The 13,832-nt window shown below is 67.7% G+C and carries 15 protein-coding genes and 1 tRNA gene; 14 read left to right on the forward strand and 2 right to left on the reverse strand.

Going from position 1 to position 13,832, the window contains the following annotated elements:
• Positions 1-15: 15 nt before the first annotated feature.
• The 7 genes from AC1M14_RS07560 to pdxK all read left to right on the forward strand — a co-directional run bounded on the left by AC1M14_RS07560 (position 16) and on the right by pdxK (position 5,585).
• Complete coding sequence (locus AC1M14_RS07560; protein ID WP_479731314.1) at positions 16-828, forward strand: DODA-type extradiol aromatic ring-opening family dioxygenase; 813 nt, start codon at positions 16-18, stop codon at positions 826-828.
• 394 nt (positions 829-1,222) lie between these two features.
• Positions 1,223-2,194: a Bug family tripartite tricarboxylate transporter substrate binding protein gene (locus AC1M14_RS07565; RefSeq protein ID WP_479731315.1), complete on the forward strand. Its 972-nt coding sequence runs from the start codon at positions 1,223-1,225 to the stop codon at positions 2,192-2,194.
• A 3-nt stretch (positions 2,195-2,197) separates the two neighbouring features.
• Positions 2,198-2,839, forward strand: coding sequence for a glutathione S-transferase family protein (locus AC1M14_RS07570; protein ID WP_111827151.1), 642 nt, complete (start codon positions 2,198-2,200; stop codon positions 2,837-2,839).
• 23 nt (positions 2,840-2,862) lie between these two features.
• Positions 2,863-3,645, forward strand: coding sequence for an aldolase (locus AC1M14_RS07575; protein WP_102772701.1), 783 nt, complete (start codon positions 2,863-2,865; stop codon positions 3,643-3,645).
• A 75-nt stretch (positions 3,646-3,720) separates the two neighbouring features.
• Complete coding sequence (locus tag AC1M14_RS07580; protein WP_111827152.1) at positions 3,721-4,275, forward strand: helix-turn-helix domain-containing protein; 555 nt, start codon at positions 3,721-3,723, stop codon at positions 4,273-4,275.
• A 56-nt stretch (positions 4,276-4,331) separates the two neighbouring features.
• Complete coding sequence (locus AC1M14_RS07585) at positions 4,332-4,697, forward strand: cupin domain-containing protein (RefSeq protein ID WP_102772699.1); 366 nt, start codon at positions 4,332-4,334, stop codon at positions 4,695-4,697.
• 24 nt (positions 4,698-4,721) lie between these two features.
• The gene (pdxK, locus tag AC1M14_RS07590; RefSeq protein WP_111827153.1) at positions 4,722-5,585 is read left to right on the forward strand and encodes a pyridoxine/pyridoxal/pyridoxamine kinase; all 864 of its coding nucleotides are present in this window, start codon (positions 4,722-4,724) and stop codon (positions 5,583-5,585) included.
• Between the two features lie 120 nt (positions 5,586-5,705).
• On the opposite strand, the gene AC1M14_RS07595 is transcribed toward pdxK, so the two are convergent.
• Positions 5,706-6,998: a phospholipase A gene (locus tag AC1M14_RS07595; protein ID WP_111827154.1), complete on the reverse strand. Its 1,293-nt coding sequence runs from the start codon at positions 6,996-6,998 to the stop codon at positions 5,706-5,708.
• Positions 6,999-7,144: 146 nt separating this feature from the next.
• Positions 7,145-8,647: an L-piperidine-6-carboxylate dehydrogenase gene (amaB, locus tag AC1M14_RS07600; RefSeq protein WP_479731316.1), complete on the reverse strand. Its 1,503-nt coding sequence runs from the start codon at positions 8,645-8,647 to the stop codon at positions 7,145-7,147.
• A 130-nt stretch (positions 8,648-8,777) separates the two neighbouring features.
• On the opposite strand from amaB, the gene AC1M14_RS07605 reads away from it, so the two are divergent.
• From AC1M14_RS07605 to AC1M14_RS07635, 7 genes are all read left to right on the forward strand, one after another.
• The gene (locus AC1M14_RS07605; RefSeq protein WP_102772695.1) at positions 8,778-9,527 is read left to right on the forward strand and encodes an amino acid ABC transporter ATP-binding protein; all 750 of its coding nucleotides are present in this window, start codon (positions 8,778-8,780) and stop codon (positions 9,525-9,527) included.
• A 53-nt stretch (positions 9,528-9,580) separates the two neighbouring features.
• Entirely contained in the window at positions 9,581-10,372 is a 792-nt protein-coding gene (locus AC1M14_RS07610) for an ABC transporter substrate-binding protein (RefSeq protein ID WP_102772694.1), read from the forward strand.
• 4 nt (positions 10,373-10,376) lie between these two features.
• The gene (locus AC1M14_RS07615; protein ID WP_111827157.1) at positions 10,377-11,069 is read left to right on the forward strand and encodes an amino acid ABC transporter permease; all 693 of its coding nucleotides are present in this window, start codon (positions 10,377-10,379) and stop codon (positions 11,067-11,069) included.
• A 2-nt stretch (positions 11,070-11,071) separates the two neighbouring features.
• Positions 11,072-11,761: an amino acid ABC transporter permease gene (locus AC1M14_RS07620; RefSeq protein WP_102772692.1), complete on the forward strand. Its 690-nt coding sequence runs from the start codon at positions 11,072-11,074 to the stop codon at positions 11,759-11,761.
• An 11-nt stretch (positions 11,762-11,772) separates the two neighbouring features.
• Positions 11,773-13,065 carry an NAD(P)/FAD-dependent oxidoreductase gene (locus tag AC1M14_RS07625; protein WP_479731317.1) on the forward strand — a complete coding sequence of 431 codons (1,293 nt, stop codon included), beginning with the start codon at positions 11,773-11,775 and terminating at the stop codon, positions 13,063-13,065.
• Between the two features lie 12 nt (positions 13,066-13,077).
• Positions 13,078-13,716, forward strand: coding sequence for a helix-turn-helix domain-containing protein (locus tag AC1M14_RS07630; RefSeq protein WP_102772690.1), 639 nt, complete (start codon positions 13,078-13,080; stop codon positions 13,714-13,716).
• A 31-nt stretch (positions 13,717-13,747) separates the two neighbouring features.
• A tRNA-Arg gene (locus AC1M14_RS07635) sits at positions 13,748-13,824 on the forward strand.
• The last annotated feature ends 8 nt before the right edge of the window (positions 13,825-13,832 follow it).

Here is a 13,832-nt window from a genome sequence, read left to right on the forward strand (position 1 = left end):
AAAAGGGGAGATCTCATGTCCATCGTATCGGCATTCCTGGTTCCGGGCAGCCCGCTGCCGCAGTTGCGGCCCGACATCGCGCCTTGGGGACGCCTTCGAGACGCCTTGGCCACAGTCGGCGAATCGCTTGCCGCATCCAGACCCGATTGCGTGCTGGTCTACTCCACTCAGTGGTTCGCGGTGCTGGACCAATTGTGGATTACCCGGCCGCGCAGCACGGGCCTGCACGTCGATGAAAACTGGCACGAGTTTGGCGAGCAACCGTTCGACATCCATTCGGAGCCCGCACTGGCGCAGCGCTGTATCGATGCCTGCAACGGTGCGGGAATCAAGACGCGCGGCGTAGACTACGACCAGTTTCCGATCGATACCGGCACGATAACCGCCGCCACGCTGATGGGCTTCGGAACATCTGCGCTTCCCATGGTCGCCGCCGCGAACAATCTTTACCACAGTGGCGAGCAGACCGAGCAACTGGGCGCCATCGCCGCCGCCGCCTTGCACGACAAGCGTGTCGCTGTCGTGGGTATCGGCGGTTTGTCCAACAGCATGTTCCGGGAAAACATCGATCTCCGGAAAGACCGCTACGTGTCCGAAAACGACGACGCGTGGAATCGCCGGCTGCTCGCGCTGATCGAAGGCGGCGATGTGGATGCGGTACGCGCCATCCTGCCCGAATACGCCGAGCAGGCACACCCGGACATGGGCCTGAAGCACTTTCACTGGCTGCTGGGCGCGATGGGCGGCGGTTTCAGGCAGGCTGTCGTGCATGAATATGCGCCGCTATATGGGAGCGGGGGCGCTGTCGTGGAGTTCAGGCTTCGGTAGTGGGTGTCGCATAGGCAAGTTTTAGCGGTACTCATCGGCGTATGTGGGAGCGGGGCCCCGCCCCGGGGCCGGAAACGGCTACCGATCATAAGCTTCTCCGTGCCACGTACCCCAATTCCGCGGGCCAAGACCGTTACGCCCGTTCATCGCGCTCGCCAAGAAGGTCGCCTTCCTTCAGCCTGCGGCTCGTCCGTCCGCGCAGAACAGAACAAATCGTCGTCCTCCCCATTGGCGCGTCTTCCCCGCCAAAGCCAAAAACGGACTCCAACGAATAACCGACCCCTATCCCCACCCCTCAGGGATTTCCCCTGCATCGTTTCCCTTGCGGAAAATCAATGTTCTATAGGACACTTTGTGTCATCGCAAACATGATTGCGGCATAAAGGGGGTCGACATGGGGTTCAAGAGCATGGCCAGCGCGCTGGCGCTGGCGGCGGCAGTGGCGGGCGGAAGCGGCGCGCAGGCGGCGGCGTATCCGGAGCGGCCGATACGGCTGGTGGTGCCGTTCGGCGCGGGCGGGATCACGGATATCGTCGCGCGGCAGGTCGGCCAGGGGATGGGCGAAGCGCTGGGGCAGGGCGTGGTGGTCGAGAACCGGCCGGGCGCGGGCGGGGTGATCGCGGCGCAATTGGCGGCCACGGCGCCGGCCGACGGCTATACGATCTTCATGGGCACGGTGGGCACGCAGGTGGTGAATCCGCTGATCTACCGCAAGCTCGGCTACGATGCGGACAAGTTCGTACCCGTGGGCATGGTGTCCGGCTCGCCGTACCTGCTGGCGATGCGGGCCGGGCTGCCGGCGGCGACGTTCGGCGAATTCGTGGCCTACGCGCGGGCCAATCCGGCCAAGCTGAATTTCGGCTCGGCGGGCAACGCCAGTTCGCCCCATCTGGGCCTGGAGCTGCTGAAGCTGACGGCGAACGTGGACGTGATGCACGTGCCGTTCAAGAGCGGCAGCGAGGCGGTGAACGCGGCGATCGGCGGGCAGGTGGACGTGGTGATGGACGCCAGCCCGGTGATCATGCCGCATGCGGCTTCGGGCAGGCTGCGCGCGCTGGCGGTGGCCGCCGACCAGCGCCTGCCGTCCGCGCCCGACGTGCCGACGGCGGCCGAGGTGGGCGATCCGGGGCTGCAGATCAGTTCGTGGAACGCGTTTTTCGCGCCGGCGGGCACGCCGCCCGCCGTGCTGGAAACCTTGAACGCGGCATTGCAAAAGACCCTGGCTTCGCCCGAGCTGCGGCAGCGGCTGGCTGCGCAGGGCACGCAGCTGTATACCGGCACGCCGGACGAGTACCGGCGCTTCATCGCCGGGGAGAAGGCCAAGTGGGCCGAGATCGTCAAGCGCGCCGACATCAGGATGGACTGACCGATGAACCCGACTCCTCATCCCCTGGCGGGCAAGCCGCTGGAGCTGGCCGACACATTGCGTTCCGGCAACGCCTGGAAGATACGGCTGGCCTGTGGCTACATGGGGCTGCCCATCGTGCGGCGCACGTTCGACATCGTGCAGGGAGACCTGGAGACCGAGGCCTTCGCGCGGCTCAATCCGTGGCGCCAGGTGCCGGTGCTGCTTACGCCGGAGGGCCAGTGGCTGGCCGAGTCGCAGGCCATACTCTGGTATCTGGGGCAGGGCACGCCCTGGCTGCCGGCCGGGCGGCTGGCGCAGGCGCAGGTCAGCAGCTGGCTGAGTTTCGAGCAGACCCAGCACATGCATGCCTTCGCGCAGCCGCGGCTGCTGATCCATCTGCGCCGCACGGCGCAGGTGGACGATCCCGCCATGCGGGCATGGCGCGAGATCGGCATGAAGGCGGCGGCCTGGATGGACGCGCACCTGGCGGGCCGGGACTATCTGGTCGGGAGCGCGCCCACCATCGCCGACATCGCGCTGTTTCCCTATACCAGCATGGCGGCGGAGGGCGGCTACGACCTGTCCGCCTTCACCCATATCGACGCCTGGCTGGCGCGCATGCGCGCCTTGCCGGGCTTTACGCCGTTGATCGAAGCGGCATGACGACTCAATCCGATGGAGCAATGATGGCCGATACGATGCACTTGGGAAAAGATGAACTGATCGCGCGCGCGCAAGCCGAGATGCAGCGCCAGTTCGAGACGCCCGACTGGAGCCTGCGCGAGAAGCTGGCGCTGACGTGCCGCATTCTGTTCGACGGCGGCCACGACTCGGGCCTGGCCGGGCAGATCACCGCGCGTGCGCCGGAGCCGGACCGCTATTTCACGCAGCGGCTGGGCCTGGGGTTCGACGAGATCACCGCCAGCAATCTGCTGCTGGTCGATGAGGACCTGCGCGTCCAGGAGGGCGGGGGCATGCCGAATCCGGCCAACCGCTTCCACTCGTGGATCTACCGCGCCCGTCCGGACGTGAACTGCATCATCCATACGCATCCGCTGCATGCCGCGTCGCTGTCGATGCTGGAGGTGCCGCTGGAGATTTCGCACATGGACAATTGCCCGCTGTACGACGACGTGGCCTTCCTGAAGGACTGGCCGGGCGTGCCGGTGGGCAATGAAGAGGGCGAGATCATCTCGGCCGCGCTGGGCGCCAAGCGCGCCATTCTGCTGTCGCACCACGGCATGCTGGTGGCGGCCGGGTCGGTGGAAGAGGCCTGCGTGCTGGCGCTGCAGTTCGAGCGCGCGGCGCGCATGCAGCTGCTGGCCATGGCCGCCGGCAAGATCCAGCCGATTCCGCCGGCGCTGGGCCGCGAGGCCCACGACTGGATCCTGACGCCCAAGCGTTCGCAGGTGGGGTTTTCGTATTTCGCGCGGCGCGCGCTGCGCGCGCACCCCGACGCGCTCGCCTGAAAGCGACGCGGCGGCTCGACGGGCGGGCCGGTTTAGGGCATTCTTTGCGGTTGGATTTTCCCAACCCTTTTGTCCATGATCGACCTGCCGCATCGCCTGCGCGCCCTGCGGCGCCAGCAGTCCCTGTCCCTGGAACAGCTGGCGCAGCGCACCGGATTGACCAAGAGCTACCTCTCGAAGCTGGAGCGGGGCCTGAGCGAGCCGTCCATTTCGACCGTGCTGAGGCTGGCCGAGGCCTATGGCGTGGGCGTGTCCCAGCTGGTGGGGTCGGAGGAGGCCGCGCAGGACGAGGTGGTCAGCGTGGTGCGGGTGGCCGACCGCGAGGCGCTGCAGCGCCGCGGCCTGGGCAGCGCCTACCACTACGAATCGCTGGCCGGGCGCCGCAAGGTCAAGGCGATGGAGCCTTTCGTGGTGCATCCGCCGCGCGAGTTCCCGGACGACGCCGCGGTGTTTCCGCATCCCGGCGAGGAATTCCTGCTGGTGCTCAAGGGCGCCGTCGAAGTGCGCGTGGGCGAACGCCAGTTCCGCCTGGAAACCGGCGATTCCGTGTATTTCGACTCGGAATTGCCGCACCGCATGCGCACCGTCAGCCGGGCAATGGCCGAGGTGCTGGTGGTGGCGGCGCACTGAAGCGTTCCGGTCTGCCGCATAATGCTGATACAGATACAGCAGACACAGGAAATGCCATGAAAAACGATCAATCGCGGCTGGTCCGCATCGATGCCGGCCCCATGAGAAACCCGGTGCCCGGCAAGCCGCGTCGCCCGATCTCGGGCGACGCCGCCTTCCGCACCGTGACGGCCTTCGAAGGCAACGCCGGCAAGGCCGAGGCCGGCGTGTGGGAAAGCACGGCGGGCGTGTTCCAGTCCAACACCACCGGCTATATCGAGTTCGGCTACATCGTCGAGGGCTCGGCCCGGCTGGTCGATCCGGACGGCACGGTGCACGAACTCACCGTGGGCGAGGCTTTCGTGATGCCGGAAGGCTATACCGGCCGCTGGGAAGTGGACCAGTTCGTCAAGAAGATCTATTTCGTCACCCGCATGGCGTAACGCCCTGTCAGGAGAGCAAGCCCCATGACCGCCATCGCCGCTGGCCCGCAACCGGGGGCCGAGCTGCCCGCCGTCACCGTGCAGGTGGACGTTGTTTCGATCCAGTCCCAGGTCGTCTACGGATATGTCGGCAACAACGCCGCCATGCCGGTGTTCCGCAAGGCGGGCCTGCGCGCGATCGCGCTGCCTACCGTCATTCTCAGCAATACGCCGCATTACCCCACGCTGCATGGCGGGGCCACGCCGCTGGACTGGTTCCAGGGGTTGTTGCAGGGGCTGGACGAGCGCGGCGTGACCAAGGTGGCGCGCGCCGTGGTCTGCGGCTATCTGGGCCAGCCGGGGCAGGCCGGTCTGCTGGCCGCCTGGCTGCCGGCGCTGCGCGCCGCGCGGCCCGGGGTCCGCGTGTACATCGACCCGGTCATGGGCGACCGCAACGACGGCCTGTACGTGGACGCGGGGCTGGTGGCGCAATACCGCGACCTGCTGGTGCCGCTGGCTGACGGCATGACGCCGAACCATTTCGAGCTGGAGCAGATGGCCGGCCGCACGCTGTCGTCCATGGACGAAGTGGTGGCCGCGGCGCGCGAACTCATCGCGCTCGGTCCGCAGTGGATCGTGGTGACCAGCGCCGCGCCGATGGCGGCCGAGCCCGGCACGCTGCAGTTGGCGGTGGTCACGCGCGACGCCGTCAGCGTCGTGACCCATCCGGAGATCGCCATCCCGCCGTCGGTGCACGGCACCGGCGACGTGTTCATGGCTGCGGTTACGGCCGGGCTGCTGAAGGGCGCGGAGCTGGTGCAGGCCGTGCGCCTTGCGGCCGGGCAGGTCACCGCGGCGCTGCAGCGCACGCGTGAACTGGGGTGGGAGGAGTTGGCGGTGGAGGGGTAGGTGTTTGTTGGGGGGATATGGTGGGTTGCGGCGTCTGATGGGTTTCGCGCGTTCGATATTCGTGTTCTTGCCAAGGATTTTTCGCGCTACACCCATCAGGCACCTCAACCCACCATCCCCCTACGGCACCAGCGACAACCCGATCCGGAACTGCGATTCGTTGCGCTGGTTGTAGCCCAGCAGCGTTTCGCCGTAGCCGTTGAAGTACTGCAGGTGCAGGTAGCCGTTCATGTTCAGCCAGGTGCGCTGCAGCGGCCAGGCGAAATCCAGCTGCGTGGTGCGGCGCTTCTGGTCGCCCTGGCGGTACAGGGCGGAGACCACGGCGCCGTTGTCCTGGGCCCAGCGCAACTGCCAGTCGACGTGGCCGGCGTAGTCGGAGTAATCGCTGTTTTCTTCGGCCACGCCGAAGTAGGCCTTGACCCGCGGCGCGAAGGTCAGCGTGCTGCCGCCGTCGAAGCGGTAGTGCAGGCGCGGTTCGATGTAGCCGTCGTTCACCGACCGGGAGTCCTCGCCGTCCTTGCCGTTGGAGCTGTGCTCGACGCCGGTGTTCATGCCGAAGCGCCAGTTCTGGCTGGCGGAGGACCAGATGTTGTCGGACAGCCAGAACGCGCTGGGGTTGAAGGTGGTGTCGATGAAGGGCATGGAGTCTCCCTCCAGGTCCCACAGCGAGGTCTGGGTATAGGCCAGGTAGAAATTCTCGTCCCAGGTCGCCGGCCGTCCGCCCTGGGGGCTGAAGAGGCGGTACTTGGCGCTGATCTGGAAGCGGGCGGTGGTCTGCCCGCGCGTGCCGATGTCGAAATACACCGGCTTGTATTCGGAAACCGAGCTGCGGAAACGGTCGAACGCGGTCTGCTGCTGCACCGTGGGCACCGCGCTGGCGTCGGGCGAGGGGCCGCCTTCGGGCGCCGCGCCGACCGCGGCCACCGCCGCCGGCGGCACCGGTTCGCCGCTGCGCGCGTCCACCACCGGGCCTTGCGCGGGCGTGCTGGCCAGCGTGCCGCTGTCGCGGCCGGTGGCGTCCAGCGCCATCATGGCGGGCTGGCCCTCGATGGACACGGCCTGCAGGCCGTGCGCGCTGGACGGCACCTCGGCCGTCCAGGCGATGCGCGCGAAACTGTTGACCGGCACGCTGAAACTGGCCGGGCCGCCGCGCAGCCTGGCCAGGCTGCGCACGATCTGGCCGTCCTGGCCGCGCCATTGCAGCACCAGCTCGGGCGGGGCTTCCCAGGTGACGCGGGCCGTGTCTTCGTTGAAGTAAACCGCTTCGATGGTGACGGTCTCGCCGGGGGCGGCCGAGGGGCGGTCCAGCCGGTATGACACGCCCGCGGCGGCGCTGCCGGCCACGCCCAGGGCCAGGGCGGCGGTCAGGGCGCGCAGGAACGGGACGGGGCGTGCGGAACGGCTTGTATGCATAGGGACATGACTTGGTTTTGTGACGAGGAAATGTAGCACCGACCCCCGAAACAGTTTGTAAGGCTGACCAAGCGTATGTAGAAAGCGTAAGCCCCCGCGCGTCGGGGACGACGCGCGGGGGCGGGCGGGCAGGGCGCGAACGCGGCTTATTCGCCGAACTTGATGCCCTGGGCCAGCGGCAGCTGGCGCGAATAATTGATGGTGTTGGTGGCCCGGCGCATGTAGTTGCGCCACGCGTCCGAGCCCGATTCGCGGCCGCCGCCGGTTTCTTTCTCGCCGCCGAACGCGCCGCCGATCTCCGCGCCCGAGGTGCCGATGTTCACGTTGGCGATGCCGCAGTCCGAGCCGGCCGACGACAGAAAGGTCTCGGCCTCGCGCAGGTCGTTGGTGAAGATGGCCGAGGACAGCCCCTGCGGCACGCCGTTGTGCAGGGCCAGCGCCTCGTTGAACTCGGTGTAGCGCATGACGTAGAGAATGGGCGCGAAGGTTTCGTGGCACACCACGTCGGTCTGGCCGGGCATTTCGGCGATGGCCGGGCGCACGTACCAGGCGTCGGGGTACTGCTCGGCCAGCACGCGTTCGCCGCCGGTTACCTGGCCGCCCTGTTCGCGCGCCGCCTTGAGCGCGGCCTGCATGGCGTCGAACGAAGCGCGGTCGATCAGCGGCCCCACCAGCGTGGACGCCTCCAGCGGGCTGCCGATGGTCGCGCTGGCGTAGGCCTTTTTCAGGCGGCGCAGCAGCTCGTCGGCCACGCTGGCGTGCACGATCAGGCGGCGCGTGGTGGTGCAGCGCTGGCCGGCCGTGCCGATGGCGCCGAACACGATGCCGCGCGCGGCCATGTCCAGGTCGGCCGTGGGGCCGACGATGATGGCGTTGTTGCCGCCCAGCTCCAGCAGCACGCGGCCGAAACGCTGCGCCACGCGCGGGCCGACCTGGCGGCCCATGCGGGTCGAGCCCGTGGCCGACACCAGCGCCACCGCGTGCGAATCCACCAGCGCCTCGCCGATGTCGCGCCCGCCGATGAGCACTTCGGACAGGCCGGCCGGCGCGTCGCCGAAGCGCTGCGCGGCCTGGGCGAAAAGCGCCTGGCAGGCCAGCGCGGTCAGCGGCGTTTTCTCCGAAGGCTTCCAGACCACGGCATTGCCGCAGACCAGCGCCAGCGCGGCGTTCCAGGACCACACCGCGACCGGGAAGTTGAACGCGCTGATCACGCCCACCACGCCCAGCGGATGCCAGGTCTCCATCATGCGGTGGCCGGGGCGCTCGGACGCGATGGTCAGCCCGTAGAGCTGGCGCGACAGGCCGACGGCGAAGTCGCAGATATCGATCATTTCCTGCACCTCGCCTTCGCCTTCGGCCAGGATCTTGCCGGCCTCCAGGCTGACCAGGCGGCCCAGTTCGCGCTTGTGCTGGCGCAGGATGTCGCCGAACAGGCGCACCAGTTCGCCGCGACGCGGCGCCGGCACGTCGCGCCACGCCAGGCTGGCCTGGCGCGCGCGCGTGATGGCCGAATGCGCCTGCGCCACCGTGTGCTCGTGGACCTGCGCCAGTTCGGCGCCGTCTATCGGGCTGCGCGCGCTCAGCGTGCCGCCTGCGAGCGCCTCCGGCTTCAGCCCGAGCGCGCGCAAGATGTCTTGGGGATTGTCCATGCTGGTTCCTTCGCTTAAGGGTTATGCCTAGCTGGCGACGCTGGAAAAAAATTTACTATACGAAACTCCAGCCTGAAATGCGAAACCTTTTTGGCCGCGCTCGCCGGCCGCACTTTGCATAGGTGAAACCGTGGCAGAACCCTTGCTGGTTGTCCAGGCAGTCACCAAGACCTATCAGCGCGATGGGCAGGCCCCGCATCGCGCGCTCGACGGCATCGATTGCCAGCTCGGGCGCGGCGAGGTCATGGTGGTGGTGGGGCCTTCCGGCTCCGGCAAGAGCACGCTGCTGCGCACCCTGAACGGCCTGGAAAGCATAGACAGCGGCGCCATCCGCGTGGACGGCGTGTCGCTCACGGACCCGGGCACCGACCTCAACCGCTGGCGCACCGAGGTCGGCATGGTGTTCCAGCACTTCAATCTGTTCCAGCACCGCACGGCGCTGGACAATGTGGCGCTGCCTCAGCGCGTGGTGCGCGGCCGCGGCCGCGCGCAGGCCGAAAGCTATGCCCGCGAACTGCTGGGCAGGGTCGGCATGGCCGACTACGGCGAGCGCTATCCCAGCCAGCTGTCCGGCGGCCAGCAGCAGCGCGTGGCCATCGCCCGCGCGCTGGCCATGGACCCCAAACTGATGTTGTTCGACGAAGCCACGTCCGCGCTCGATCCCGAAACCGTTGGCGGCATCCTGGAACTGATGCGTGCGCTGGCGCGCGACGGCATGACCATGGCCGTGGTGACCCACGAAATGGGCTTCGCCCGCGACGTGGCCGACCGTGCGCTGTTCATGGACGCCGGGCGCATCGTCGAGGCGGGCACGCCCGAAGAGGTGTTTTGCCGTCCCAGGCAGGCGCGCACCCGCGCCTTCCTGGAGCGGATTCTGTAGGGCCGGGCGCCGCGCCCGGATTCACCAGGTCCATTCACCACAAGGGGTTAGACATGCTGAAAATCAAACAATGGCTGGGCGTGGCGGGCTTTGCCCTGGCCGCCGCCGCGGCCGCCGCGCCGGCGCAGGCCGACGAGCTGGCCGACATCCTCAAGCGCGGCGAGCTGCGCGTCGCCGTGCAGACCTCGGGCCCGCTCATGAGCTTCATGGACAAAAGCGGCAAGCGCACCGGCCTGGCCGTGGAAGTGGCCAAGCGCATGGCCGACGACCTGGGCGTAAAGCTGGTGCTGCAGGACTACGAATGGAAGGGCCTGATTCCGGCGCTGCTCTCGGGCAAGGCCGACATGGTGGCCGCCGACATGACGCCCACGCCGCAGCGCGCGGCCCAGGTGCTGTTCTCGGCCCCGATGTTCTACGCCGAGACCGTGGCCGTGGTGCCCAAGGATTCTCCCTACAAGTCGTACGCCGAACTCGACAAGGAAGGCGTGACCGTGGGCGTGCTGGGCGCCAGCACCTATGCGGAAGTGGGCAAGAAGATGCTGCCCAAGGCCACCATGAAGGAATACTCCGGCGGCAGCGCGCCGGTGGGGCAGGCCCTGTCCAGCGGACGGCTGGACGCCGGCATCATGTCGATGTCGACCGCCAACCAGTTCCTGGTGGACTTCGGCAACCTGCGGGTGCTCGACGGCATCATGGTGCGCGAGCCGCTGGCCTTCGCCGTCGGCCCCAACGCCTTCCGCCTGAAGTTCTGGCTGGATAACTGGCAGACCCTGAAGACGGCCGACAACACCTTGCCGGAACAGGTCAAGTACTGGTACTCCACCGACTGGAAGAAAGACCACTAGCCCCATGGACTGGCTGATCGACTTCTACAACTGGCGCATCGTCAGCCAGTACGCGGGCCAGTTCGCCACCGGACTGGCCAACACCCTCATCGCCGCGGGCGCCAGCCTGGTGCTGTCGGTGCTGGCCGGCATTCCGATCGCGCTGGCCCACATGTCGCCGCGCGGCGCCGTCTGGCGCCCCGTGGCGGCCTATGTGCAGTTCATCCGCTCGACCCCGCTGCTGGTGCAGATCTACCTGGTCTATTACGCCGTGCCCGCGCTGGTGCCGGGAGCCAAGGGGTGGAGCGAGATGGCGCTGGGCATCATCGCCATGACCCTGCACCACGCCGCCTACATGAGCGAAATCATCCGCGTCGGCATCGAATCTGTGCCGCGCGGCCAGATCGAAGGCGCCAAGGCCTGCGGCATGAATTACCAGCAGCGGCTGCGCTACGTGGTGCTGCCGCAGGCCTTCGCCAACACGCTGCCGCCGCTCTTGGGCCAGACCGCCGTGCTGATCAAGGACACCTCGCTGCTGTCCCTGATCACGGTGTTCGAACTGGTCGCCGCCGGCGTGCAGATGAACAGCGACCGCATCGTGCCCAACGAAAGTTTCCTCACCATCGCGGCCGGCTACCTGCTGATCTACGGCTGCATGCTGCTCTTGTCGCGCGGCGTGAGCCTGTGGCTGGCGGGGCCCGCCTGGAACACGAGGTAAGCATGCTGGAGTCCTATCTTTCCACCGCCGGCGTCGTGCTGCCCTTCCTGCTCAAGGGGTTCTGGGAAACGCTCAAGATCTCCTTCGTGGCCATCATCGCCGGCTCGCTGCTGGGCTTCGTCATCGGCGTGATCCGCAGCTACCGCATCCGCGGCGTGCATCAGCTGCTGGGGCTGTACATCCACATCCTGCGCGGCACGCCGTTCCTGGTGCAGCTCTATATCTTCTACTTCGTGCTGCCCAGTTCCGGCATCGCGCTGCTGCACTGGGATTCGGCCACCGCCGCCTTCGTGTCGCTGTCGGTCTACACCTCGTGCTACGTCGCGGAAATCGTCATGGGCGCGATCCAGGCCGTGCCGCGCGGCCAGACCGAAGGCGCGATGACGCTGGGCCTCAAGCCCTTCCAGATCCTCAGATTGGTGGTGCTGCCGCAGGCCATGCGCCTGATCGTGCAGCCCATGAGCGGCGTCTACGTCATGCTGATCAAAAGCACCGCCATCCTGTCGGTGGTGGGCATCACCGAACTGACGCGCCAGGGCGAGGTCTTCATCATCACCTTTCCGGCCAAGTCGCTTTTCATCTACGGCATGATCGCGGCGATCTATTTCATCTACTGCTATCCGCTGCTGCGCCTGGCCAACTGGCTGGAGAAACGCCTGACCGGCGGCCTGCAGGGCGCGGGCCTGCACTGACACGGAGCATCATGGCATCCGAGTACATCGACACCTACTATCGGCGCACGCTGGCCGACGCCGGCACCTACTATCCGCCGCTGACGGGGGCGGACAGCGCCGACGTGTGCGTGGTGGGAGGCGGGCTGGCCGGCCTGTCGACGGCGCTGGAACTGGCGCGGCGCGGGCGCGGTGTCACCCTGCTGGAAGGGCGGCGCATCGCCTGGGGCGCCTCGGGCCGCAACGGCGGTTCGGTGTCGCCGGCTTTCTCGGCGGGCGCCGACGCCATCCGCCGCCACGTCGACGAAGACCATTACCGCCAGCTCTACCGGTTGTCCATGGAGGGCGTGGAGATCATCCGCGCCAACATCCGCGAACTGGGCATCGAAGACGCCCGCAAGGTCGACGGGCGCCTGCGGGTGGTGCGCTACGAAGCCACCGACGCGCTGCGGCAATGGTGCGACGAGCAGCAGCGCGAGTTCGGCCGCGACGTGCGCTTCCTGACCCGCGCCCAGGTCCGCGAGCGGCTGCTGTCGAACGTCTACTTCCAGGGCATCGAGGACGCCACCTCGTTTCACTTCCATCCCCTGAACTACGCGCGCGCGCTGGCGCGAGAATGCGTCCGGCTGGGCGTGCGCATCCATGAAGACTCCGCCGTGGTCGAGGCCCGGCTCGACGGCGCGGTCAAGCGCCTGCGCACCGGCCAGGGGCAGGTCGACGCCCGCAGCGTGGTGCTGGCCACCGGCGGCTACACCGATGGCGTGGTGCCGGCGCTGCGCCGGGCGATGCTGCCGATCGCCACCTACATCATGCTGACCGAGCCGCTGGGAGAACGGGTCCGGGAGGCCATCCGCAGCACCGCGGCCATCGGCGACGACCGCCGCGCGGGCAACTACTATCGCGTGCTGGACGGCGGGCGTATCGGCTGGGGCAGTAGAATCACCACCCGTGTCGACGATCCGCCCGACCTGGCCGAGTCGCTGCGCCGCGAACTGCTCTCCGTCTATCCTCAGTTGAAGGGGGTAAAGGTGGAAGCGGCGTGGTCCGGACGCATGGCCTACGCGCGCCACCTGATGCCGCAGATCGGCCGGCTGGCCCCCGACGTCTGGTATTGCACGGCGTTCGGCGGACACGGCATGAACACCACCGCGATCGGCGGGCGCGTCGTGGCCGAGGCGATCGCGGGCGATACCCAGCGCTACAAGCTATTCGCACCCTTCGGCCTGGCCTGGAACGGCGGCGGCTTCGGCACGGCGGCGGTTCAACTTACTTATTGGTCTTACCAGGCGCGCGACTGGTGGCGGGAACGGCGGTCGCGGGCATGACAGGGTGCATAGATGGAAGGCAACAAACAAAGCGCGTTGGCGCTACGGCTGCGGGCCCTGCGCCAGGCGCGGGAGTGGACCCTCAAGCAGGCGGCCGCGGCCACCGGCGTGTCCGCCTCCACCCTGTCCAAGATCGAGAACGGCCTGCTGTCGCCCACCTATGACAACCTGATCAAGATCGCGGCCGGCCTGGAACTGGACGTGGCCGAGCTGTTCACCGCGCCCGACGCCCACATGGGCACCGGCCGGCGCAGCCTCAGCCGCCAGGGCGAGGGCCGCCAGTACGAAACCCCGTACTACGACCATCGCCTGCTCTGCACGGCGCTGTCGCACAAGCGCATGATGCCGTTCCACACCCGCGTCAAGGCCCGCGCCTTCGAGGAATTCCACGACTGGAGCCGCCACCAGGGCGAGGAATTCGTCTATGTCCTGGAAGGCGAGGTCGAGCTCTACACCGAGTTCTACGAGCCGGCCCGCCTGAAGGCCGGCGAGAGCTTCTACATCGACAGCCGCATGGGCCACCGGGTGATCAGCCTGAGCAAGAAAGATGCGGTCGTGTTGTGGGTCTCCACGCACGCGGACATAGGGGAAGAAGTGGACGCCAACCCGGCCGCCGGCCGCCCGCCGCCCAAACCGTCCGCAACAAGGTAAAATGCGGCGCCCGGACCGGTTCCGGGGTCGCGCGGCAGTAGCTCAGCTGGATAGAGCACGGGCCTTCTAAGCCTGAGGTCGGGGGTTCGAGCCCCTCCTGCCGCGCCAGAATAGTC

The sequence above is a fragment of the Achromobacter sp. SX5 genome, assembly GCF_056711425.1.